Below are 24,356 nucleotides of genomic sequence, written 5' to 3'. Positions count from 1 at the left end.
CCTCAGGCGGCCACGCCAGAGTGACAGACAGAGCCCGCTCATAAGCACCGAGTTACCGAACTGGGCCGCCAAGGGCGCAAACCGTGGTACGCGTGCGCTCGAAAACGGTCAACTTCCGTACGGAGCAGTTCAGTACGGAGGAATCGGTTCCGGTCAGTACGGAGGAATCGGTTCCGGTCAGTACGGAGGAATCGGTTCCGGAACGCCCGCGGGCGCGGCCCTGGGATCGTCTCCAGGAACCGCGCCCGACGCGCAGTGCTCAGCTCGGCAGGCCCCTCAGCTCGGCAGGCCCCTCAGCTCGGCAGGCCGCTCAGCTCGGCAGGCCGCTCACTTCTCCAGGGTGCCCGCGTACATCTCGTCGATCAGCCCCTTGTACTCCCGCTCCACGACCGGCCGCTTCAGCTTCAGGCTGGGGGTCAGCTCGCCGTGCTCCACGTCGAGATCGCGCGGCAGCAGCCGGAACTTCTTGATCGTCTGCCACTTCTGCAGGCCCTGGTTGAGCTCCCGCACATAGCCGTCGATCAGCGTGACCGTCCGCTGGTCCGCCACGACCTCCTCGTACGACTTGCCGCCGAGGCCCTGCTCCTCGGCCCAGGCGAGGATGCCCGGCTCGTCGAGGGCGATCAGGGCGGTGCAGAAGTTCCGGTCGGCGCCGTGCACCAGGATGTTGGAGACGTACGGGCACACCGCCTTGAACTGGCCCTCGACCTCGGCCGGGGCGATGTACTTGCCGCCGGACGTCTTGATCAGGTCCTTCTTGCGGTCGGTGATCCGCAGATAGCCGTCGGCCGACAGCTCGCCGATGTCGCCGGTGTGGAACCAGCCGTCGGACTCCAGGACCTCGCCGGTCTTCTCGGGGAGCCCGTGGTAGCCCTCCATGATGCCGGGGCCGCGGAGCAGGATCTCGCCGTCGTCCGCGATCCGCACCTCGGTGCCGGGCAGCGGCTTGCCGACCGTGCCGGTGCGGTACGCCTCGCCGGGGTTCACGAAGGAGGCGGCGCTGGACTCGGTGAGCCCGTACCCCTCCAGGATGTGGATGCCGGCGCCGGAGAAGAAGTAGCCGATCTCGGGCGCGAGCGCCGCCGAGCCGGAGACGCAGGCCCGCAGACGCCCGCCGAAGGCCTCGCGCAGCTTGCCGTAGACCAGCTTGTCGGCGACGGCGTGCTTGGCGGAGAGCGGGAACGGCGCCGAGGCGTTGCCGGTCCTGCGGAAGTTGTCCTGCGTGACCTTGGCGTACTCGCGGGCCACGCCGGCCGCCCACTGGAAGATCTTGTACTTGGCGCCGCCGCCCGCGCGGGCCTTGGCTGCGACCCCGTTGTAGACCTTCTCGAAGATCCGCGGCACGGCGGCCATGTACGTCGGCTGCACGACCGGCAGATTCTCGATGATCTTGTCCACGCGGCCGTCGACGGCGGTCACGTGCCCGACCTCGATCTGCCCGCTGGTCAGCACCTTGCCGAAGACATGCGCGAGCGGCAGCCACAGGTACTGCACGTCGTCCGGCCCGACGAGCCCGGTCGCCGCGATGGCCTTCGCCATGTACGACCAGTTGTCGTGCGGAAGGCGGACGCCCTTGGGGCGCCCTGTGGTGCCGGAGGTGTAGATCAGCGTCGCCAGCTGGTCCTTGGTGATGTTCCCGATCCGCTCCTTGACGGCCTCGGGGTGCTTCTCCAGGTACGCGGCGCCGCGCGCCTCCAGGTCGGCGAGCGAGAGCACCCAGTCGTCCTCGGCGTCGCCGGTCGCGAGCCCGTGGTCGCCGTCGATGACGACGACATGCTTCAGCTCCGGCAGCTCCGCCCGCCGCTCCCGCGCCTTCGCCAGCTGCGCCTCGTTCTCGGCGATCAGCACCTTGCTGGCGGAGTCGGACAGGATGTACGCGGATTCGTCGGCGTTGGTCGAGGAGTACACCGTCGTGGTGGCCGCGCCCGCGCAGAGGATGGCGAGGTCGGCGAGGATCCACTCCACCCGGGTGTCGGCGGCGAGCGCCACCCGCTCCTCGGGCTCGATGCCGAGGTCGATCAGGCCCGCCGCGATCGCGAACACCCGCTCGGCGGCCTGGCCCCAGCTCAGGGACTTCCAGTCGTCGGGCCCGCTGCCGGAGGCCGGCGGCACCGGATAGCGGTAGGCCTCGGCGTCCGGTGTGGCGGCAACGCGCTCCAGGAAGAGGCCTGCCACGGAGGCCGGACGGTTCTCGATCAGTGTCTGTGTGTCGCTCACGACATCCTCCGGGCCCGCGACAGTAGCTGCGTCTGCTGGCGTGCGTCTGCTGGGGGGCGGTTGTTTAACTAGCGAGTAACCTTCGAGCAGAGATCAGAGTAGAGCGCCCGCGCCCGCCGCGTAAGGGGCTGCGACCTCTCACTTTCAACGGAGCCGAAGGCCCGTTCAACGAAGCCGAAGGCCCGCCGCGCGACTGCGCGACGGGCCCCGGTCCTGCTTCCGCCTCTGCTTCCGGCCTCTGCTTCCGCTTCTGCTTCCGCCTCTGCTTCCGCTTCCGCAGATGCGCCTTCGGCTTCGTCTTCGCCTTCGATACGCCTGCTACTTCTTACTTCTTACTTCTTACTTCTTCTTCGACTGGCCCTCGTCGCTGGAGAGCACGGCGATGAAGGCCTCCTGCGGCACCTCGACGGAGCCGACCATCTTCATCCGCTTCTTGCCTTCCTTCTGCTTCTCAAGCAGCTTCCGCTTACGGGAGATGTCACCGCCGTAGCACTTGGCGAGGACGTCCTTGCGGATGGCGCGGATGGTCTCGCGGGCGATGACCCGCGAACCGATGGCGGCCTGCACGGGCACCTCGAACGCCTGCCTCGGGATCAGCTCCCGCAGCTTGGCGACGAGCCGCACGCCGTACGCGTACGCCTGGTCCTTGTGCGTCACGGCGGAGAAGGCGTCGACCTTGTCGCCGTGCAGCAGGATGTCGACCTTGACGAGCTGCGCGGACTGCTCGCCGGTGGGCTCGTAGTCGAGCGAGGCGTAGCCGCGGGTCTTGGACTTCAGCTGGTCGAAGAAGTCGAAGACGATCTCCGCGAGCGGCAGCGTGTACCGGATCTCGACGCGGTCCTCGGAGAGGTAGTCCATGCCGAGCAGCACACCGCGGCGGCCCTGGCACAGCTCCATGATCGAACCGATGAACTCGGACGGCGCGAGGATCGTGGCCCGTACGACCGGCTCGAAGACCTCGCCGATCTTGCCCTCGGGGAACTCGCTCGGGTTGGTGACCTGGTGCTCGGTGCCGTCCTCCATGATCACGCGGTAGACCACGTTGGGGGCGGTGGCGATCAGGTCGAGCCCGAACTCGCGCTCCAGGCGCTCCCGGATCACGTCCAGGTGCAGCAGGCCGAGGAAGCCGACGCGGAAGCCGAAGCCGAGCGCGGCCGAGGTCTCCGGCTCGTAGACGAGGGCGGCGTCGTTCAGCTGCAGCTTGTCCAGGGCCTCGCGCAGGTCCGGGTACTCCGAGCCGTCCAGCGGGTAGAGCCCGGAGAACACCATCGGCTTCGGGTCCTTGTACCCGCCGAGGGGCTCCTCGGCGCCCTTGTGCTGCTGGGTGATCGTGTCACCCACCTTGGACTGCCGGACGTCCTTCACACCGGTGATCAGATAGCCCACCTCACCGACGCCGATGCCGTCGGCCGGCAGCATCTCCGGCGAGTTGGTCCCGATCTCAAGAAGCTCGTGCGTCGCGCCCGTGGACATCATCCGGATCCGCTCACGCTTGTTGAGCTGCCCGTCCACGACCCTGACGTACGTGACGACGCCGCGGTACGAGTCATAGACCGAGTCGAAGATCATCGCGCGGGCGGGGGCGTCCTTGACGCCCACCGGGCCGGGGATGTCCCGGACGACCCGGTCGAGCAGCGCCTCCACGCCCAGGCCGGTCTTGGCGGAGACCTTGAGGACGTCGTCGGGCTCGCAGCCGACGAGGTTGGCGAGCTCCTCCGAGAACTTCTCCGGCTGGGCGGCCGGGAGGTCGATCTTGTTGAGGACGGGGATGATCTGGAGGTCGTTCTCCATCGCCAGATACAGGTTGGCGAGCGTCTGCGCCTCGATGCCCTGGGCGGCGTCGACGAGCAGAATCGTCCCCTCGCAGGCGGCGAGCGAACGCGAGACTTCGTACGTGAAGTCCACGTGGCCCGGGGTGTCGATCATGTTCAGGATGTGGGTCTTGCCCTGACCCTCACCCTCGGTGGGCGCCCAGGGCAGGCGGACCGCCTGGGACTTGATGGTGATGCCGCGCTCGCGCTCGATGTCCATCCGGTCGAGGTACTGAGCGCGCATCTGCCGCTGCTCGACCACACCGGTCAGCTGGAGCATCCGGTCGGCGAGAGTGGACTTGCCGTGGTCGATGTGCGCGATGATGCAGAAATTGCGGATCAGCGCCGGGTCGGTACGGCTCGGCTGAGGCACATTCGTAGGGGTCGCGGGCACGCAGGGTCCTGATTCTTGAGACGTCTGCAGCTCTCTGCAGCCACGGGGCGGATCGGTACGTAGCCTCCATCGTCCCATGAGCGGCGAGGAAGGCTCGGTTTGGGCCGCCGGGAGGGGCGCTGGTAGCCTGGTCAGCTGTGTCTCGCGTGCCCTCTCAGCGTACGAGGCACTCCCTCGGTCTCCCGGTCCGGTCTCCCGGTCGCCGGGTGGCCGCCGTAAAGAATCATCGAACCTGAAAAGGCTCTTTCGTGGCGAACATCAAGTCCCAGATCAAGCGGAACAAGACCAACGAGAAGGCGCGCCTGCGCAACAAGGCCGTCAAGTCGTCGCTCAGGACCGCGATCCGCAAGACCCGTGAGGCTGCCGCCGCGGGTGACGTCGAGAAGGCCACCGCGGCCCTGCGCGACGCCAACCGCAAGCTGGACAAGGCCGTCTCGAAGGGCGTCCTCCACAAGAACAACGCCGCCAACAAGAAGTCGGCGCTTGCCACCAAGGTCGCCGCCCTTCAGGGCTGACACTTGATTTGATCGCCGGGACGGACCCCGAGCGGGCCCTCTCATCCGCTCCCGCCCGGCACCCCGGATCCGCACGCGGCCTGCGTTCGCCACGCGGGTGCGGATCCATTCAGCTTCAACCGGAACCCCGTTGAACGCCCTTCCCCAGGGCGGTCGGCGGGGTTTTTGGCGTGGGTCCTTCAGCCCGGACCGTCCTGCGGCTTCCTTCCGCCCGGCCCCTTCAGCCCGTCCGGCGTTTGAGGACGAGCCCGTTCGGGGCGATCGGGGGTCTGGGGCTTGCCCCCAGTTACGGGAAGGGGCGGGGCGGGGAGAAAGCCCGCCGCAGGCGCCCCCGCAGCACCACGCACCACCTACCCCCGCATTACGCAGCACCTCACACCTCACACCTCGCACCTCACACCTCGCACCTCACACCTCGCACCTCACTGACGCGCCCGCGCCGCCCGAGCGATCGTGACGACCGCCTTCTCCAACGCGTACTCGGGATCGTCCCCCCCGCCCTTCACCCCCGCGTCCGCCTCCGCGACCGCCCGCAGCGCCGCCGCGACCCCGTCCGGCGTCCAGCCCCGCATCTGCTGCCGTACGCGGTCGATCTTCCAGGGCGGCATACCGAGTTCACGGGCCAGGTCCGCGGGGCGACCGCCGCGCGCGGAGGACAGCTTGCCGATCGCCCGCACCCCCTGAGCCAGCGCACTGGTGATCAACACGGGCGCCACCCCGGTCGCGAGCGACCAGCGCAACGCCTCCAGCGCCTCGGCCGCCCGGCCCTCCACGGCCCGGTCGGCGACCGTGAAGCTGGAGGCCTCGGCCCGACCCGTGTAGTACCGGCCGACCACCGCCTCGTCGATCGTCCCCTCGACATCCGCCGCCAGCTGCGTCACCGCCGCGGCCAGCTCCCGCAGGTCGCTGCCGATCGCGTCGACCAGCGCCTGGCATGCCTCCGGCGTCGCGGACCGGCCGATGGTGCGGAACTCGGCCCGTACGAACGCGAGCCGGTCCGCCGGCTTCGTCATCTTGGGGCAGGCCACCTCGCGGGCGCCCGCCTTGCGCGCGGCGTCGAGCAGGCCCTTGCCCTTCGCCGCTCCGGCGTGCAGCAGGACGAGGGTGATCTCCTCGACCGGCGACCCGAAGTACGCCTTCACGTCCTTGACCGTGTCCGCCGAGAGGTCCTGCGCATTGCGTACGACCACGACCTTGCGCTCGGCGAACAGCGACGGGCTGGTCAACTCCGCGAGCGTGCCCGGCTGGAGCTGGTCGGGCGTGAGGTCACGCACGTCCGTGTCGGAGTCGGCGGCCCGGGCGGCGGCCACCACCTGCTGCACGGCACGGTCGAGCAGCAGGTCCTCCTGGCCCACGGCGATCGTGACGGGGGCGAGCGGATTGTCGTTTACGGGTTTCCTGGCCATCGCGGTCAAGGATCCCACGCGCCACTGACAACGCCGGACGAGCGGCCCCGCCAGGGAGCCCCATGCCCTGAAGGCGGTTCAGGCAGTGGTGTCCGAGGTCGTTTCGGGTTTCGTGTGGAGGATCTCGCGGGCCTGGTCAGCGGCGCGGGAGATGCTCTCGGAGACGAAGTCGACGAAGCGGGCGATGTTCTCCAGGCGGGCGGCGGCCGGGCGTCGGGGCCGAGGATGCCGACCCCCTGCCGGGCCACCTCGCCGAGGTGGGCGATGGCGCGGGCACGGGCCATCGTGGACTGTTACATGACGTCGTCGACGACGACGTAGCGTTCACGGCGGCGCTCGGCGGCGTTCCACCAACCTCCGTGGACAGAACACCTAGGGCTCTTCGCGCCAGCCCTCCCACTCGGCCGCGAACTCGTCCAGCGCCGCCGGGTCCAGGCGGTCCTGCGCGTCCTCCAGGACCAGCAGCCACTGTGCGTCCTCGGCGTCGTCCTCACCGGCCAGGGCGTCCCGTACGAGCTGGGGCTCCTCGGTGACCGCGAAGCGTCCGGCCAGCGCCTCGGCCGCTTCCTCGGCGGCGTCGCGGTCGGGCAGGACCAGCACATGTCTCACATCGCTCACGCGACCATTGTCCTGGTCCACCGCTGAGCCCCTGCCCTCGCCCCGGGGCCGGCCGGCTCGGGGCGGCGGCTCACCCCTTGGGGACGATCTGGACGTCGAGCGCAATCTTGATGCTCGGGCCGACCACCGCGATCCCCTTGGCCAGCATCGTCTGCCAGCTCACCGTGAAGTCGTCGCGGTGCAGCTCGGTCGTGGCGCGGCAGGCGGCCCGGGTCTCGCTCTCCATGCCGCTTCCGGTGCCCAGGTACTCCGTGTCGAGCGTGACCGTACGCGTCACACCGTGCAGCGACAGCGCGCCGGTCACGGCCCAACGGCTGCCGCCGCGGTGCACGAAGCGGTCGCTGTAGAACTCCAGCGTCGGGAACTGTGCGACGTCGAGGAAGTCCGCCGACCGCAGGTGGTCGTCGCGCATCTTGACGTTCGTGTCGATGGACGCCGCGTCGATCACCACGTGCATGGCCGACTCCTCCATGCGCTCCGCTATCCGTATCGCGCCCGCGAAGTTGTTGAACCTGCCGTGGATCCGCGCCAGGCCGATGTGCCGGGCCGTGAACGCGATCGAGGAGTGCATGGGCTCCATCTCCCAGTCACCGGGCTCCGGCAGCATCGGTGGCGGCGCGAGCTGCAGCGTCAGATCCCCGAGCGCCGTGTGCCCGCCCCCGGCTACGGTCGCGCTGCCCCGGTACGGCACGTACCCCTCGGCCGACACCGCGATCCGGTACTCCCCCACCGGCACCGTCGCCACGAACGAGCCGAACGGGTCCGCCTCCCCCGCCACGACCTTCCGCCCCTGCGCGTCCGAGACGGTGAACTCCGCATGCCGCAACGGCTCGTCGATCGGGTCGACGACCCGGCAGCTGACCATCCCTCCGCTGGGCGGCACGGGCGGCAACGAAGCGGAACCACCGCCGCTCGCCCGGTTCTTACGGTTCTCCAGCCAGCGGCCGAACATGGAAAGCACCCCTGATTGCGCTATGGACCTGTAGTGCGGAGCGGACGCACCGGTTGACGTGCGATGGGTGCCCTGCGCCGTATGCCGTACGGCGCTCTGCGGACGGCCTGTGCGGGCTTCGACGCGGCACGCGTATCGTGAGCCCGCCCGGACTCTTGGTGATCGCCCAGTGACCGTTCGGGGCGGGCGAGCGCGCGATCGTTCCGCAGGGCTGGATAACTCCCCCCATCGAAGGCCCATTCGACCATTACTACGGCTTTCGGGCCAACTCGGTCTCATTCCTCAACACACACCCCTGTTCGGTCAGGCAGCGGTTTTCATGGGCTTGCTGCACTCCTACGGCGTGCCTCTACGACATCTCCTACGACCCTCTCCTTCGACCTTCTCCTTCGACGCTCCCCTACGACGCTCGTCTTCGACGTTCGCCTTCGGCGTCCTCCCTGGACGGCGTGCCCTGTAGATCGTTGCCGGTGCCCGTCACCGCGACCGAGCCATGTACGTCGGTACGGAGGACGAGCGCGCCGCGTGAGCGCAGCGCGGCGAGCGTGGCGGGGGCCGGGTGGCCGTATTCGTTGTCCTTGCCTGCGGAGATCAGGGCCAGGCGTGGGTCGAGCCGGCGCAGCAGCTCCGGGTCCTGGTAGGCCGAGCCGTGGTGGGCGACCTTGAGGACGTCCACGGGAGGCAGCCGGGGCAGGCTGCGCAACAGGGCCCGCTGCGCGGGCGGTTCGAGGTCGCCGGGCAGCAGCAGCTTCAGCCCGGCCACTTCCGCAAGGAGCGTCACGCTCGCGTCGTTGGGCCCTTCGGGCTCGGGGCTCGGGCTCGGACCTGCGGGCGGCCACACCACCCGCCAGCGCAGCGGCCCCGCACGGCGGCGTTCGCCCGCCACCGCCCGCATCACCGGGACATCGTGCGCGGCGGCCTGCGCCTTCACGAACTCCGCGCGTTCCTGCGGCTCTTCGAGCGCCGTCGTCTGGATCAGCCCCACCTCGCGCCCGCGCAGCACCCCCGGCAGGCCCGTCACATGGTCCGCGTGGAAGTGCGTGAGCAGCACCAACGGGATCCGTGTGACCCCGAGCGCGCTCAGGCACCGGTCCACAAGGACCGGGTCCGGCCCCGCGTCGACCAGCACCGCCTCCCCCGGCCCGGTCGCCAGCACGGTGGCGTCTCCCTGTCCGACGTCGCACATCACCAGCCGCCAACCCGGCGGCGGCCAGCCGGAGATCACCCGGGTGAGCGGCGCCGGACGGACCACGGCGAGCAGGAACAGCAGGACGCACAGCCCGACCGTCACGGGATGTCCGAGCAGTCTCCGCCCCGACCCGCGCGCCAGCCGGCCGACCAGCACCACCACGCACACCGTCACCAGCGCGAGGAGCGCCCCGCCGCGCCATCCACCCGGCCAGTCGACCCCCGCACCCGGCAGCGCCGCACCCCTCCTCGCGACCTCGGCGATCCACTCCACCGGCCAACTCGCCACCCAGCACAGCCCTTCGGCGAGCGGCATCGAGACCGGCGCCACGGCGAGCGCGGCGAACCCGAGGATCGTCGCCGGTGCCACCGCCACCTCGGCGAGCAGATTGCAGGGCACCGCCACGAGGCTCACGCGCGCCGACAGCACCGCCACGACGGGCGCGCACACGGCCTGTGCCGCCAGCGCCGCGGCGAGCGCATCGGCGGGCCGGCCCGGCACCCCTCTGCGACGCAGTCCGGCGCTCCACCGCGGCGCGAGCGTCAGCAGCGCACCGGTGGCCAGCACCGACAACGCGAATCCGTAACTCCGCGCCAGCCACGGGTCGTACAGCACCAGGAGCAGCACGGCGGCAGCCAGCGCCGGGATCAGCGAGCGGCGCCGGCCCGTACCGATGGCGACCAGCACGATCAGCCCGCAGGCCGCCGCTCGCAGCACGCTCGGATCCGGCCGGCACACCACGACGAACGCGAGCGTGAGCGCCCCGCCGAGCAGGGCCGTGCCTCTGAGCGAGATGCCGAGGCGTGGTGCAAGGCCGCCGCGCTCCGCGCGCATCGCACGCCCGGGCGGGCCGGTGAGCAGGATCAGGACGATGGTCAGGTTGCTGCCGGACACCGCGAGGAGATGGGTCAGATCGGTGGCCCGGAAGGCCGCGTCCAGCTCTTCGGTGACGCGGCCGGTGTCCCCGACGACCAGCCCCGGCAGCAGGGCCCGGGCGTCCGGCGTGAGACCGTCGCCGGCCTCCCGCAGTCCGGCCCGCAGCTTTCCTGCGGTGCGCTGCAGGGCACTCGGCCCCGCCACTACGCGCGGCGCCTCCCCGTCCGGCACCCGTACGACGGCCGCGATCCGGTCCCCGTCCCGCATCGGCGGCGCGAGCCGTCCCTCCACTCTCAGCCGCGTGGAGGGCAGAAGGGTGCGCCAGGCGGACGGAGTCCGCTCCTTCGCCCTCTCCGCGTCTGCCTCGCGGGCCAGGAGCAGGACCGGCGTACGGGTCTCGGTGACCTGCCCGGCCGACGTCGTGACCTTCACGATGTCGGCCTCGACGGCCGTGCCCGGCGGGAGAGTCCTGGCACCCGACGCGCGCGCCCGGACCGGACGTGGATCCGCGGTCACCTCCAACTCGACCGTGGCTCGGGCGTATTCGCGGGCGAGCGCGGGGACCGGGCCGCGGTACAGGTCCGCCGTGTGCAGCGCGGTCGAGCCGAGGGCCGCGGTGGCGCAGAGGAGCGTGGTGGCCAGGGCGACACGGCCCGGCCTCATCACGCCGGGCTGCCCCTCGGCGTGCTGCGGTCGCCCCCGCCCTGTTCGTCGTGGCCGCCTCGACCGCAGCACTCTCAGCGCCTCCGCGCCGAGCACGCCCACCGCCACCACCGCGCACAGGGTGAGCGCCAGGACCGTCCACCCTCCGGAGTCGCCCAGAGCCACGCCCGCCGACACCCAGGCCGCCAGCGCGGGTGGAACGAGCCGGAGGTCGGCCGGGCCTTCCTGTCGTAGGCCCGTGGAACCGACGCGGGCGGAACCCACCTGTCCTGGCGCGACGGAACCGGACAGCCCTGCCGCTGTGGCACCTCGCCCCTCGGCCGTTGTGGAGGTGCCGTGAACTGCCGGGCGGGTCATGGCCGTACGGAGTTCTTCAGGTCCGCGAAGCGCTGCTCGCCGATGCCGTTCACCTCGCGGAGTTCGCCGATGGAGCGGAAGCCACCGTGCTGGGTGCGGTAGTCGACGATGTGCTGGGCCAGCACGGGGCCCACGCCGGGCAGCGTCTCCAGCTGCGCGACCGTGGCCGTGTTGAGGCTGACCGGGGCAGCCCCCGCCCCGGGCCCGGCGCTCCCGCCTGACGAGCCTGAGGCGGCGGCTCCAGCAGGGCCGGGCGCTGGCGGCACGCCGACGACGACCTGCTCCCCGTCCATCAGGAGCCGCGCCCGGTTGAGGCCCGTGACGTCGACTCCCCGACGTACTCCACCGGCGGCCTTCAGTGCGTCCGCCACCCGGGAGCCCGCCGGCAGGCGGTGGATTCCCGGGCTGCGCACCTTGCCGCTGACGTCCACGACGATCCGGCTACCGGAGGCCCCGGGCGCGCCGGTGGCTCCGGCACCGGCTGTCTGTCCGCCCGCCGCGTCCTTCGCCCCGCCCGTTCCGGGGTGTGTGACGGTCGGCCCGGGCGAGGGGTGGGGCACCGTCGCCTCGCCCACCGCCTCCGGTGCGCGTACCGACCGCGGCCGGCCGGACCAGAAGTGCTGGGCTGCGAAGCCGACGGCGACCACCAGCACCACGGCCAGGGCGATCAGGCTGCGGCGTTCGACGCCGCACCTCAACTGCAGCCACAGCGGGAGCCGTTCGCGCACGGCGAGGCCCAGACGCGCGCGCAGGGGCCGCCTCGCCCTGCCTTCCGGTTCGGCCGCCGCCGGGCTCGCCAGCGACTCGCGACCACTCTCACCGGCATCTGCCGCACCGCCGACACTCGTACCGGTGCCGGTGCCGGTGCCGGTAGCTGTGCCCGGACCGGTGCCTGTGCCCGCGCGTGCGCCTGCGCCCGCGCCCGTGCCTGCGCCCCGGGGTGTCGTCCTCGCCGTCCCCGCTGTCCCAGACGCCTCCGCCCGGTCCGCCGCGCCCGCCGCCCGCAACCCGCCTGGTGGGACGGGGCGCAGCTGGGACGGCAACGAGGCCGTACCGTCACCGCCTCCGCCTCCGCCCGGGTCGAACAGCAGCTGTGCACGCATCCGTACGCGCTCGGCCGAAGCCCGTCGGCTGCCCCGAACGCCCCCGCGCACACCGGACATTCGTGAGGAAGAACGTCCGCGACGGACCGCATGACGATGCCGCATGCGGACGTCGGACGACGGGCCGCGCCCCGGACCGCTCGTCGCAGCGGCGGCGAACGGGCGGCGCGGGGTACCGGAGGGGCGAGGAGCGCGAGGCGATCGAGGAGTCATGTCCGCGACGCTATGCAGCTCCGAACGAACTTGCTGATCTTGGTCAATTCCTGTGGATTACCCGCGAGTTGTGGATAACTCCGTCACCCACACGAGTCACACCACTCCCTGCCGAGTCGCTCCGCAGCCAGGCAACGCACACACCCGCACAAGCCACACCGCCCCACGCGCAGAAGGTCCAGCTCCTACCGCGGCGAGACGACCGCCCCCAGCAGCCCAGGCCCGGTGTGCGCGCCGATCACCGCGCCCACCTCGCTGACGTGCAGTTCGGTCAGACCCGGCACGCGCTCCTTGAGGCGGTCCGCGAGTGCGGTCGCGCGCTCCGGCGCGGCCAGGTGGTGCACGGCGATGTCCACGGCGCTGACGCCCGCCCGCTCCGTCACGATCTCTTCGAGCCGGGCGATGGCCTTGGCGGCGGTACGCACCTTCTCCCGCAACTCGATGCGCCCGTTGTCCAGTTGGAGCAGCGGCTTCACCGCGAGCGCCGAGCCGAGGAGCGCCTGGGCTGCTCCGATCCGGCCGCCGCGGCGCAGGTAGTCCAAGGTGTCCACGTAGAAGTAGGCGGAGGTGGAAGCCGCGCGCTTCTCGGCCGCGGCCACCGCGTCGTCCACCGTCCCGCCGGCCTCTGCGGTCTCCGCGGCGGACAGGGCGCAGAACCCGAGGGCCATCGCGACCATGCCGGTGTCCACGACACGTACGGGCACCGGAGCCTCCTTGGCCGCCAGCACCGCCGCGTCGTACGTGCCGGAGAACTCCGACGACAGGTGGAGCGACACGATGCCCGTCGCGCCCGACTCCGCGACGCGGCGGTACATCTCGCCGAACAGCTCGGGGCTCGGCCGGGAGGTGGTCACCGGCCGGCGCTTCTGCAGTGCGGTGGCGAGCGAGCGGGCCGAGATCTCGGTGCCCTCTTCCAGCGCTCGGTCGCCCAGGACCACGGTCAGCGGCACCGCCGTGATGCCGTGCCGCTCGATCGCCCGCTGCGGCAGGTAGGCCGTTGAATCCGTGACGATCGCGACATGGCGGGACATGAGCTGGAGATTACCTTCCGGACCGCACGTGCGGCAGTCCGGGGGCTTCGGGGCGATCAGCGGCCGCACCTGCGGCGTGGCACGTTGACCGAACCGGATCCTGCTCAAGTTCGGCGCCCGTAAACCGCTTCGCGGTTCAGGTGGTGCTCTCCGGCTTCGCTTCCTTCTGCCACGTGTACGTGGGCGCCGGTCTGCTCGGCTCGATCGCCTCGGGCCCGCCCTCGGCAGGCTTCCCCGCCTCCCTCTCCGAGCGCTCCGAGTGTTCCGAGCGCTCCGACCGGCCGTCGGGCCAGGTCTGCTCGGTCGGCGCCGCAGGCCCGTCCACGAGCGTCGGCTCGGGCCACGAGGGCGCGGCAGCCGGACGCGAGCCCGGAGACTCCTCACCCCCAGCCCCCGCCTCAGCCCCGGCCGGAGTCCAGTGCCGCAGGGCGCCCGACTCCATGTCGATCTGTCGGCCGAGCTCCGCCAGGTCGTCCTCGGCGAAGTTGCGCGCACGGTCGTGGGCGGCCCAGCGCAGGGAGTCCGCGGCCTGCGTGATCTGGTCCGTACGCTCCTTGAGGTCGGGCAGCCGCTGCGCGAGGCGGGTCTTGTCCGGGTCGCGCTCCAGGCGCTTCAGCTCATGGTCCAGCTCGTGCCCGTGTGCGCTCAGGCGGTCGAAGAGGCGCAGCGACTCCTGCAGCGAGGCGTCCTCCCTCGCGCCGGCGCCGAGGGCGTCCTGGGTGGCCCTCATCGTCGAACGCAGCTGTACGCGCAGCCGCGCGAGCTCACCCGCGGAGCCGGGCTGTGCGTACGTCTTCGCCTTGAGGGTGGTGTCCTCGACCGTGCGGCGGGCCTGCTCGATGGTGCGGTCCACACCGCGCGCGGCGGCCTTGGCGACCTTGATCGTGACGAACACCCCCAGCACCACGAAGAGCGCGAAAAGCACCGCCAGTACGGCGATCGCTTCACCCATGGCGGGCCTCCGGGAGTTTCGACGACGGTCTCTTCCACGGTAAACGCAGACAGGCAGGCCGAGGGTTCCTTCGAACCCCCAACCTGCCCGTAGGGGACATCCCTGCCCTGCGCCGCCGATCAGCCCGATGTGCGGTTCACGACCCGCGCATCAGCCGGACGCACGGCTCACCGGCGCATCACGCCGGAACGATGTTCACCAGCTTCGGCGCACGCACGATCACCTTGCGGAGGCCCGCGCCACCCAGCGCCGCCACGACCTTCTCGTCGGCCAGGGCCGCCTTCTCCAGCTCCTCGTCCGAGATCGACGGGGAGACCTCCAGGCGCGCCTTGACCTTGCCCTTGATCTGTACGACGCAGGTGACGGTCTCGTCGACGACGTACGCGGGGTCGGCGACCGGGAAGACCTCCAGGACGACCGATGCGTCGTGGCCCAGCCTGCGCCACAGCTCCTCGCCGATGTGCGGGGCCAGCGGCGCGACCAGCAGCACCAGGCGCTCGGCGACGGAACGCGGCACCGCGCCACCTGACTTCGTCAGGTGGTTGTTCAGCTCGGTGATCTTGGCGATGGCGGTGTTGAACCGCATGCCCTCCAGGTCCTGGCGGACGCCGTCGATCGCCTTGTGCAGGGCCCGCAGTGTGCCCTCGTCGGGCTCCGTGTCGGACACGGTGACCTCACCCGTGGCCTCGTCGACGACGTTGCGCCACAGCCGCTGCAGCAGCCGGAACTGGCCCACCACCGCGCGCGTGTCCCACGGCCGGGAGACGTCAAGGGGGCCCATCGCCATCTCGTACAGGCGCAGGGTGTCCGCACCGTACTCGGCGCAGATCTCGTCCGGAGTGACCGCGTTCTTCAGGGACTTGCCCATCTTGCCCAGCTCGCGCTTGACCGGCTCGCCCTCGAAGAAGTACGCGCCGTCGCGCTCCTCGACCTCGGCGGCCGCCACCGGGAAGCCACGGCTGTCGCGGTAGACGTACGCCTGGATCATGCCCTGGTTGAACAGCTTGTGGAACGGCTCGGACGACGCGATGTGGCCCAGGTCGAACAGCACCTTGGACCAGAACCTGGCGTACAGCAGGTGCAGTACGGCGTGCTCGGCGCCGCCGACGTACAGGTCGACGCCGCCGTGCGGCCGGCCCTCGCGGGGGCCCATCCAATAGCGCTCGATTTCGGGGTCGACCAGCTTGTCGCTGTTGTGCGGGTCCAGGTAGCGCAGCTCATACCAGCACGAACCGGCCCAGTTGGGCATGGTGTTGGTCTCGCGGCGGTACGTCTTGACACCGTCGCCCAGGTCCAGCTGGACGTTGACCCAGTCCTCGTTGCGCGACAGCGGGGTCTCCGGGGAGGTGTCCGCGTCGTCCGGGTCGAAGGTGCGCGGAGAGTAGTCCTCGACCTCCGGCAGCTCCAGGGGCAGCATCGACTCGGGCAGCGAGTGCGCGATGCCGTCCTCGTCGTAGACGATCGGGAAGGGCTCGCCCCAGTAGCGCTGGCGGCTGAACAGCCAGTCGCGCAGCCGGAAGTTGACGGTGCCCTCGCCGACGCCGCGCTGCGCCATCCACTCGGTGATGCGCGCCTTGGCCTCGGCGACGCCCAGGCCGTCCAGGGAGATGTCGTCGTTCGACGAGTTGATGATCTTCGCGTCGTACGAGCCGAAGGCGTCTTCCCAGGTGGAGGTGTCCGTGCCCCGGCCGTCGGTCGGCTCGACGATGCAGTGGATCGGCAGCTCGAAGGCGCGCGCGAACTCGAAGTCGCGCTGGTCGCCCGCGGGGACGGCCATGATCGCGCCGGTGCCATACCCCATCAGGACGTAGTCGGCGATGAAGACGGGGACCTGCTCGCCGTTGACCGGGTTGGTCGCATAGGCGCCGATGAAGACGCCGGTCTTGTCCTTGGCCTCGGCCTGGCGCTCGACGTCGGACTTGGTGGCGGCCTGCTTGCGGTACGCGGCGACGGCCTCGGCGGGCGTCGCGTGGCCGCCCGTCCAGACGTCGTGCGTGCCCTCCGGCCAGGCGTCCGGGGTGAACTTCTCGACCAGCGGGTGCTCGGGCGCCAGCACCATGTAGGTGGCGCCGAACAGGGTGTCCGGGCGGGTCGTGAAGACCGTGATGCGCTCGCCGTCGATCGGGAAGTCGACGCGGGCGCCCTCGGAGCGGCCGATCCAGTTGCGCTGCTGCAGCTTGATCGCCTCGGGCCAGTCCAGGCCGTCCAGGTCGTCGATCAGGCGGTCCGCGTAGGCGGTGATGCGCATGTTCCACTGGCGCAGCTTGGCCTTGAAGACGGGGAAGTTGCCACGCTCGGAGCGGCCGTCGGCGGTGACCTCCTCGTTCGCCAGTACGGTGCCCAGGCCGGGGCACCAGTTGACGGGGGCGTCGGAGGCGTACGCCAGGCGGTACTGGCCCAGGACCTCGGCGCGCTCGGCCGGGCTCAGCTCGGACCACGCGCGCGTGGTGCCGTTTTCGTCGGCGGGCACGGGGCGCTCGCCGCTCTCGAACTGGGTGATCAGCTCATCGATCGGCCGGGCCTTCTTCGCGTCCGTGTCGTACCAGGAGTTGAAGATCTGCAGGAAGATCCACTGGGTCCACTTGTAGTAGTCCGGGTCGATCGTCGCGAAGGAGCGGCGCTTGTCGTGGCCCAGGCCCAGGCGGCGCAGCTGCGCCTTCATGTTGACGATGTTGGCTTCCGTGGACACGCGCGGGTGGGTGCCCGTCTGCACGGCGTACTGCTCGGCGGGCAGGCCGAAGGCGTCGAAGCCCAGGGTGTGCAGGACGTTGTGCCCGGTCATGCGCTGGAAGCGCGCGAAGACGTCGGTCGCGATGTACCCCAGCGGGTGGCCGACGTGCAGGCCCGCACCGGAGGGGTACGGGAACATGTCCATGATGAACTTCTTGGGCTGGGAGCCGACCGACGCGTCGCCCGCCATGTCTCCGCTCGGATTCGGCGCCTCATAGGTGCCGTTCTCGTCCCAGAAGTCCTGCCAGCGTGCCTCAATGTCCGCGGCCAGGGTGGCCGTGTAGCGGTGCGGCGCTGCCACTTCGGCAGCAGAATTCGTCTCGCTCATGATCCTTAAGGCTCCATCGATCGTCTCTGCCGGCGCTTTCGGCTGCGACGTACAGCCGAAATGAAAAATCCCCTCACACAGGAGGGGACGCCGCGCTGACTCCGACCGGCTTCCTCGGAAGACCGTGGTCGGTACTGATCAGCGCGGCTCGCTAAGCAGAAGGCGTACGGCACGCATGGCGTCAGGGTACCGCAGCGCCAACGACGGTCGCACCGAGCTTTGGGAAGCACCCGCATTCCGCCTGCACCGCGGGCCCGCCCCCTGCGGTTACTCGGCGTACCGGCGCCTATCGGGGCAACACAACAGACCGATTGCCACCGGATAACAGCGCAATAACTCAAACCCCTTACTGGCCGGTACGGGGCCACTTAGCATGCGGCCCGGGACGCGCTTTGCCGAACTATTCGGAGTGACCCCATGAACCCTCCACGAACTTCTCCGCACGTTCGAGATCCACATCAACGCTCGGGTGCCGTACCGGAGTTGAGCCGCACCGTCCGCGGCGGCCTGGTCGCCGCGCTGCTCCTCCTGATCCCTCTCACCGTCGTCACCGGCGGCGACGGACTGCGCGAGGCGCTGGACTTCACCACCGGAGTCCTCGCGCTGGTCGCACTGACCTGCTCGGTCGTCTGGGGCCTGGTCGCCTCCGACCGGATCTTCCTCACCACCCGGCACAGACTGCTGGCCCAGGCCGTGCACCGGGGCACTGCGGTCGCCTCGACCGGCTTCCTGCTGCTGCACGGCACGGTGAAGCTGGTGCTCGACCATGTGTCGCTCCTGGGCGCCCTGGTGCCGTTCTCGCTCGGTCTGAGCGGCACGGGCGTGCTGATCGGCCTCGGCGCCCTGGCGGGGCTTCTCATGGCGGTCACCGGCGTCACCGGCGCCCTGCGCAGCGCCTTCGCCTCCCCGGCCCACGCCGCCGGCCGCTGGCGCGCCCTGCACACGCTCGCCTATCCGGCCTGGTGCGCGGCGCTTGTGCACGGCCTGTACGCGGGCCGGGAGCCCAGCGGCTTCGTCATCGCGCTGTACTGCCTGTGCCTGGTCGCCGTGGCCGGCGCCCTCGCCCTGCGCTCGGCGCCCCCGCCGGTCAAGCGCCAGGTGGCCCGCCGCCTCCTGGCGCTGCTCGATCCGGCACCGCGCGGGCGCCGGTCCGCGCACCGGGAGCCGCCGCGCAGGCAGGCACCGCTGCCCGGAATGGAGCCCCCTTCGGCGGCACCGCCCCCGCCGCCCGGCGACATCCCCGTACGACCCCGCTGGACGCCGCACCCGCCTCCGCGCGGGCGGGAGAACCCCTACGGGAACGAGTACGGTTCCGGCCCGCACGCCTCCGGCCTCCGCCACGCTCCGCCCGCTTCCCCGCTCGGCGAAACCATGCACAGGCCGCCCGTCGCACCGGCACCCGGCAGCGACATGACGGCGGCCTACCGCGCCCTGTCCGCGCCGCCCACGCCCTGCCCCTCGCCACCGCCCCCGCCGGCCCGCGCCCCGCACCCCGGCCAGGAGCCGCCCACGTACACACCGCGCGCGTACGACCCGGACGACAGCGGGGAGACGCCGACTGTCACGGCTCACCAGGCCGCGAGAAAGGCCACGCCTCACCGCCCCTCTCAAAAGGACATGCCGCCCTACGGGCCGCCCACGTCCGGTGAACCCTGGAGCGCATCCGGCTCGACAGGAGGCCGTCCTTGACATCCCGCTCTCCAGGGAGCCGTCCCTCTCCAGGAGGCCGCCCTTGAACGCCCCGCTCCCCGACGTCCCCGAAGTGCGTGTCGTCGGCCTCCCTCAGCTCACCGCGGGCTTCGACCTGGTCGAGCGGCTCGACCTGGCCATGCACCTCGAGGTGCACGGTCCGCTGGAACCGATGGCCGGTGAGCGGCTCGCCGCGCTGGCCGACGACGTCCTGCTGCGCGGCCGCGGCGGCGCCGGTTTTCCGTTCGCCAGAAAGCTGCGGGCCGTCGCACGCGCGGCGATCGGCCGTGGGATACGCCCGGTGGTCGTGGTCAACGGCAGCGAGGACGAGCCCGCCTGCCGCAAGGACACGGTCCTCATCAACCGCGCGCCACACCTGGTCCTCGACGGCGCGCTGCTGGCCGCGGAGGCTCTGGGCGCCCGCACTCTGGTGATCGGTGTCACGCGCGACTCCACCGAGGCGGCGATGACCACGGCCCTCGCCGAGCGCGGCCTCACCAACCGGCGAAACGCGGCCCTACGCGCGCGTGTCCAACGCAACCCACACCGCATGGTGACCGGTGAGGCGTCCGCCTTGGTGCGCTCGGCGGAAGGCGGCCCCGCGCTGCCGCCGGGACGCAAGGCGCGCGCCTCGGACGCCGGGGTCGGCGGCGCGCCCACGCTGCTGTCCAACGCGGAGACGTTCGCCCAACTCGCCGTCGCCGCGCGGATGGGCCCGGCCCGCTACCGCCACACCGGCCTGCGCGACGAGCCCGGCACGGTCCTGCTGACGCTGTCCGGGTCCGTGGCCCGCCCGATGGTCGTCGAGGCGCCCGCAGGAGTGCCGCTGCGCTACGTCCTGCGGCTGGCCGGCGCCCCGCCACTGCCCCAGGGCGTGCTCACGGGCGGCTACCACGGCCGCTGGCTGGGCGCGACGGCCGCGCACGCCGCGATCGTGTCGCGCGCCGCCCTGGAGTCGCTGGGCGGCGCCCTGGGCGCGGGCGCGGTGCTGCCGATCGGCCCCGAGACCTGCCCGCTCGGCGAGGCCCTGCGGGTGGCGAACTGGCTGGCCGCCGAGAGCTCCGGCCAGTGCGGTCCGTGCCGCCTCGGCCTGCCCGCCGCGGCGGCCGGCCTCGCCGACCTCCTCACAGGCGGCGGCCCCACCGCGCTCGAAGCGCTGCGCGAGGTGCTCTCGGCGGTACGCGGCCGCGGCGCGTGCAAGCACCCGGACGGGACGGCGAGCTTCGTCGAGTCGACGCTCGCGGCGTTCGCGGACGACGTCGCGGCGCACGTACTGAGGGGTGGCTGCGGCCGTCGAACCAGAGGCGTACTGCCGCTGCCGACCGCCGGTGCGCCCGCCCCGGGGACGACGAGCGGGGAGCGGCTCGCCGTCGACTGGACGCTCTGCGAGGGGCACGGTCTCTGTGCGGACGTCGTGCCTGAGCTGATCAGGCTCGGCCCTGACGGCTTCCCTGCGGTCGCGGACGCCTCGGTGCCCCTGCAGCTGCGCGGCCGTGCGCAGCGGGCCGTACGCCGCTGTCCCGCGCTCGCCCTGCGCCTGGAACGGACCGCCTCCGCAGGCCGTCCCGCCCTTCCCGGCCCGCTCGGCCGCAAGGCCCTGGACAGCGGGCGGAGTTGAACAGGCCGCACTGAGACCTGCACCACAGAAGACCGGCACTACAAGAGAATCGAGAACCGGCACACCACAGAACCGGTACACAAAAAGAGAGCAGGCCGTCCGATTCGGACGGCCCGCTCTCCAATTCCTGTGGAGCTAAGGAGAATTGAACTCCTGACCTCTTGCATGCCATGCAAGCGCTCTACCAACTGAGCTATAGCCCCTTGCGGTGCGCCGCCCGGGCTTTCCCCTCGGCGACGTCGACAACAGTACCGGTCCCCCGCCGCTCCACCAAATCGTTTGTCCGCCCCACCGGCGACGACGCTCCACCCGGTACTGTCAGCACGCGTGACCACACAGGGACGAGCGGCCGCGAACACCGATGAACGGCCCGAGCAGGACCGGACCGGACACGGCGCCGAGGCCCCTGCGGACGGCAGCACCGCGGGTCCCGGCCGGCGTCGGCTCCTGACCGCCCTGCTGGTCTGCCTGGCGTCGTTCAGCGCCTTCTGGGTCGCCCAGCGCCTCGCCGGGGTCACGCTCCTGGACGTGATGGTCTACCGCGCCGAGGGCTGGACGGTGCGCAACGGGGGCGACCTCTACGCCCTGGAAGCGACCGTCCACAAACTGCCGACGACGTACCCGCCGTTCGCCGCCCTGCTTTTCACGCCGCTGACGCTGCTCGGCGTACCGGAGATGCGCACTTTCGCGACCGGCTTCAACCTGCTGCTCGTCCTGGCCGTCGTGTACCTGTCGCTGCGCCTGACCGGCGTCGAGCGGCGCCGGCAGCGGCTCGTGGCCGCCCTGTGGGGGGCCGCGCTCCTCGTGTGGTGCGAGCCGGTCTGGACGACGCTGCGGTACGGGCAGATCAACCTGCTGCTCGCCGTGCTCGTGCTGTGGGACCTGACCCGCCGCCCCGGCAACCGCTGGGCCGGGATCGGCATCGGCCTCGCGGCCGCGATCAAGCTCACGCCCGCGCTGTTCGCCGTCATGCTGGCCCTGGCGGGCCTCGTCCAGGCGGTGCGTCTCGCGCGCGGCGGGCAGCGGTGGTGGAACACGTGGCTGCGCGGCTCCGTGGTCGCCACGGTCACGTTCCTGACGGTCACCGCTGCGTCCTGGCTGGTCCTGCCGTACGACTCGAAGCGGTTCTGGACGGAGATGATCTTCGCCGCGAGCCGCCCGGGACAGGCCGAGGACACGGCGAACCAGTCGCTGCGCGGGGTCCTGGCGCGGCTGCTGCACACCGCCGAACCGGACACCGCCTACACCGTGGCGGCGGCTCTCGTCGCGGTGGCCGGGCTCGCCGTGGCGGTCGTCGCGCTGCTCCGCGCGCGGGCCGCCTGGGCGGTCACCTCCTGTGCGGTGACCGCGTTGCTGATCAGCCCGATCTCGTGGTCGCACCACTGGGTGTGGATCGTGCCCGTGCTGATCCTGCTCGCCGCCGAAACACGTCGTACGCGCGGTGCGTGGCTCAGGGCCGGGACGGCCGGGATGACGGTGCTGTTCTACTCGTTCGCACTGTGGTGGGTGCCGCACGCCGGGGGAAGCACCACCTCACGCCCCGAACTCGACCAGAACGCCTGGCAGTTCACGCTGTCCGCGGGTTACACGCTGGCCGGCCTCGCGTTCCTCGCTCTGGCCGCCCGGCGGCTGCGCGAGAACCGACTGCCCGAAAACAGGATCCACGCGCGCGTGCCAGTGCCGCGGCGGACTCAGGCCCTGGCGAACGAATAGAAGCGCTTGAGCGTGCAGTGCTCATCGAGGAGCCTGCCGTAGATCGGTTCGCCCTCAAGCTCGCGGTACGTCTCGATGGGGTCGCCTTTTATGATCAGCGCCCGCGCGCATTCCTCGCACCAGTACTGGTACTCGGAGTTGACCGGCTCCATGTCGCGGACGATCGGCGTGCCGCTGCCACACCAGTCGCACTTCCGCCTGTGTGCACCCATCGATCAGCTCCAGCTGTGGCCGCAGGCCGTGCACACGTAGGAGATCCCGCCGTTGTCGCCGAGGACCTGGGCGACGTGGCCGGAACCGCAGGACGGGCAGTTGAGGGACGTGCGGACCGCGGGACACTCGCACGGGGGGCAGGTGAAGCGGAGCGCGTACTCCGGCAACCAGTCGTAGCCCTGCGCCTCGGCCACGTCGAGCAGGTCGTTGACCTCCTCAAGGATGCTCGCAGGCATCGCGCTTCTCCCTCCCGTCGGGCACCCTTCGCCGGCCGTGCGGCCCCCTTTCCGGCCCGCCCGATTCTGCCACGGACCGCCAGATGGGTCAGTGTCGCGCGCGTACCGGTCCGGACACGACGCCCAGGAGCGCCGTCACCGCAAGTGCCAGGCAGGCGACCAGAAGGGCGTCGGCGGAACCCTGGCGGGCGGAGGCCGCGCCCGCGTCGGTGAGGTGTGCGAGGAAGAGGCTGCCGAAGACGGCTACGCCGACGAGCTGGCCGAGCTGCGTGACGGTCGCGAGCAGCCCGCTGGCGTCCGCCGCGTCCTCCTTGCGTACGCCGCCGAGCGCGCGGGTCAGGGACGGGCTGTAGCCCAGCGCGAGGCCCAGGCCGACCGCAGCGAACGCCACGTACAGCCACGGTCCGCCGAAGGAGCCGTCGCGCAGCAGCAGGCCGACCGCCGCCCCGGCCAGCGCGGTGATCGTGAACCCGGCCGGGACCAGGGACCGTTGGAGCCGCTGCGGCCAGCGCGTCCAGGTCAGCCCGACCGCGCCGAACACCAGGGCCGTCGGCGCGAACGTGAGCCCCGTACGCAGCGCGCTGTGTCCGAGGCCGGCCTGGAAGTGCAGGGTCACCACGAACAGGAAGCCCGCGTTCACCGCCATCACGAGCAGAATCCGCACAACTGCGGCGCCGATTCCGGGAATCCGCAACACGCGCGGTGCGATCAGCGGCGCACCACCACGGGCCGCGAGCCTGCTCTCGTACGCCGCGAATGCCGCGAGGAACACGGCACTTGAGGCAAGCGACAGCCAGGACCACAGCGGCCAGTCCTGTTCCTGGCCGAGCACGAGCGGGACCGTGAAGAGCGACACGGCCGCGGCGAGCAGCAGCAGCCCCGGCAGGTCGAGACCGCGGGCGGTCTGTGCGCGGGCGTCGCGCGGCAGCACGCGGGCGCCGACGGCCAGCAGGGCGAGGCCGATCGGCACGTTGACGAGGAACACGGGCCGCCAGCCGCTGCCGAACAGGTCGGCCGCGACGAGCACGCCGCCGACGACCTGGCCCGCAGCGGCGCCGACCGCGAGCACAGCCGAGTACGCGCCGAGGGCCCGCACGCGCGCGTGGCCCGTGAAGTTGCGCTGGATCAGGCTGAGGACCTGCGGAATCATCACGGCGGCCCCGGCGCCCTGGGCGAGCCGGAAACCGATCAACTGCCCGGTGTTCTGGGCGAGTCCACAGGCCAGCGAGGCGGCCGTGAAGAACGCGAGCCCCACGAGCATCATGCGACGTTGCCCGAACCGGTCCCCGAGCCGCGCACCGGTGATCAGGAGCACCGCGTACGAGACGGTGTAGCCGGCCACCACGAGCTGCAGGCCGGCGCCGGAGGCGGCGAGGTCGGCGCGGATCGTGGGCGCCGCGACGTTCACGATGAACACGTCCAGCAGCGCCATGAACTGGGCCGCGAGCACCACCGCGAGGAGTCTGCGGGGCCGCACAGGGGTCGCGATGTCAGTGCCAAGGTCTTTACTGGGCACAGCGGTTGTCGTCATG

The 24,356-nt window shown here is 71.3% G+C and carries 17 protein-coding genes, 1 tRNA gene and 1 pseudogene; 4 read left to right on the top strand and 15 right to left on the bottom strand.

From position 1 onward, the window contains the following. Positions 1-327: 327 nt before the first annotated feature. Together QIS99_RS20775 and lepA are read right to left on the bottom strand one after the other, a co-directional pair. Positions 328-2,217 (bottom strand): AMP-dependent synthetase/ligase, encoded by a 1,890-nt coding sequence (locus QIS99_RS20775; protein WP_282515068.1) that lies wholly within the window; start codon positions 2,215-2,217, stop codon positions 328-330. Positions 2,218-2,556: 339 nt separating this feature from the next. Next, positions 2,557-4,422, bottom strand: a complete 1,866-nt coding sequence (gene lepA, locus QIS99_RS20770; RefSeq protein ID WP_282515067.1) for a translation elongation factor 4 — start codon at positions 4,420-4,422, stop codon at positions 2,557-2,559. 248 nt (positions 4,423-4,670) lie between these two features. Here lepA and rpsT point away from each other — a divergent pair, with 248 nt between their 5' ends. Beyond that, entirely contained in the window at positions 4,671-4,937 is a 267-nt protein-coding gene (rpsT, locus tag QIS99_RS20765) for a 30S ribosomal protein S20 (protein ID WP_282515066.1), read from the top strand. Between the two features lie 422 nt (positions 4,938-5,359). On the opposite strand, the gene holA is transcribed toward rpsT, so the two are convergent. From holA to leuS, 9 genes and pseudogenes are all read right to left on the bottom strand, one after another. Continuing rightward, positions 5,360-6,343, bottom strand: a complete 984-nt coding sequence (holA, locus tag QIS99_RS20760; protein ID WP_282515065.1) for a DNA polymerase III subunit delta — start codon at positions 6,341-6,343, stop codon at positions 5,360-5,362. 78 nt (positions 6,344-6,421) lie between these two features. Further along, positions 6,422-6,681, bottom strand: a pseudogene (locus tag QIS99_RS20755) (MarR family transcriptional regulator); the annotation flags it as partial. A 34-nt stretch (positions 6,682-6,715) separates the two neighbouring features. Beyond that, positions 6,716-6,961 (bottom strand): hypothetical protein, encoded by a 246-nt coding sequence (locus QIS99_RS20750; protein WP_282515064.1) that lies wholly within the window; start codon positions 6,959-6,961, stop codon positions 6,716-6,718. A gap of 70 nt (positions 6,962-7,031) precedes the next feature. After that, entirely contained in the window at positions 7,032-7,913 is an 882-nt protein-coding gene (locus QIS99_RS20745; RefSeq protein ID WP_282515063.1) for a YceI family protein, read from the bottom strand. A gap of 400 nt (positions 7,914-8,313) precedes the next feature. Then, complete coding sequence (locus tag QIS99_RS20740; protein ID WP_282515062.1) at positions 8,314-10,998, bottom strand: ComEC/Rec2 family competence protein; 2,685 nt, start codon at positions 10,996-10,998, stop codon at positions 8,314-8,316. Further along, complete coding sequence (locus tag QIS99_RS32205) at positions 10,995-11,726, bottom strand: ComEA family DNA-binding protein (RefSeq protein WP_349017315.1); 732 nt, start codon at positions 11,724-11,726, stop codon at positions 10,995-10,997. Before QIS99_RS32205 ends, QIS99_RS20740 begins: the two co-directional genes overlap by 4 nt. Positions 11,727-12,499: 773 nt before the next feature. Next, a complete protein-coding gene (locus QIS99_RS20730; protein WP_282515060.1) occupies positions 12,500-13,345 on the bottom strand; it encodes a DegV family protein in 846 nt (281 codons plus the stop codon). A 136-nt stretch (positions 13,346-13,481) separates the two neighbouring features. Then, positions 13,482-14,297: a hypothetical protein gene (locus QIS99_RS20725; RefSeq protein ID WP_282515059.1), complete on the bottom strand. Its 816-nt coding sequence runs from the start codon at positions 14,295-14,297 to the stop codon at positions 13,482-13,484. A 178-nt stretch (positions 14,298-14,475) separates the two neighbouring features. Next, complete coding sequence (gene leuS, locus QIS99_RS20720; RefSeq protein WP_282515058.1) at positions 14,476-17,355, bottom strand: leucine--tRNA ligase; 2,880 nt, start codon at positions 17,353-17,355, stop codon at positions 14,476-14,478. Between the two features lie 483 nt (positions 17,356-17,838). On the opposite strand from leuS, the gene QIS99_RS20715 reads away from it, so the two are divergent. Together QIS99_RS20715 and QIS99_RS20710 are read left to right on the top strand one after the other, a co-directional pair. Next, positions 17,839-19,044: a hypothetical protein gene (locus tag QIS99_RS20715; protein WP_282515057.1), complete on the top strand. Its 1,206-nt coding sequence runs from the start codon at positions 17,839-17,841 to the stop codon at positions 19,042-19,044. 43 nt (positions 19,045-19,087) lie between these two features. Beyond that, on the top strand, positions 19,088-20,662 hold the full coding sequence (locus tag QIS99_RS20710; RefSeq protein ID WP_282515056.1) for an NADH-quinone oxidoreductase subunit NuoF family protein: 1,575 nt from the start codon (positions 19,088-19,090) through the stop codon (positions 20,660-20,662). Positions 20,663-20,792: 130 nt separating this feature from the next. Here QIS99_RS20710 and QIS99_RS20705 read toward each other — a convergent pair. Continuing rightward, positions 20,793-20,865: transfer RNA gene (locus tag QIS99_RS20705), tRNA-Ala, on the bottom strand. A gap of 244 nt (positions 20,866-21,109) precedes the next feature. On the opposite strand from QIS99_RS20705, the gene QIS99_RS20700 reads away from it, so the two are divergent. Then, on the top strand, positions 21,110-22,375 hold the full coding sequence (locus tag QIS99_RS20700) for a glycosyltransferase 87 family protein (RefSeq protein WP_282515117.1): 1,266 nt from the start codon (positions 21,110-21,112) through the stop codon (positions 22,373-22,375). Here QIS99_RS20700 and QIS99_RS20695 read toward each other — a convergent pair. The 3 genes from QIS99_RS20695 to QIS99_RS20685 form a co-directional block, all read right to left on the bottom strand. Beyond that, entirely contained in the window at positions 22,354-22,587 is a 234-nt protein-coding gene (locus QIS99_RS20695; RefSeq protein ID WP_185026367.1) for a hypothetical protein, read from the bottom strand. The genes QIS99_RS20700 and QIS99_RS20695 overlap by 22 nt on opposite strands. Before the next feature lie 3 nt (positions 22,588-22,590). Next, positions 22,591-22,824: a hypothetical protein gene (locus QIS99_RS20690; protein WP_282515055.1), complete on the bottom strand. Its 234-nt coding sequence runs from the start codon at positions 22,822-22,824 to the stop codon at positions 22,591-22,593. Positions 22,825-22,912: 88 nt separating this feature from the next. Beyond that, positions 22,913-24,355, bottom strand: coding sequence for an MFS transporter (locus QIS99_RS20685; protein WP_408909595.1), 1,443 nt, complete (start codon positions 24,353-24,355; stop codon positions 22,913-22,915). Position 24,356: the final 1 nt, after the last annotated feature.

The organism is Streptomyces solicavernae (assembly GCF_029968095.1).
GTDB lineage: Bacteria > Actinomycetota > Actinomycetes > Streptomycetales > Streptomycetaceae > Streptomyces > Streptomyces solicavernae.
This window is presented reverse-complemented; position numbering and strand designations above follow the sequence as displayed.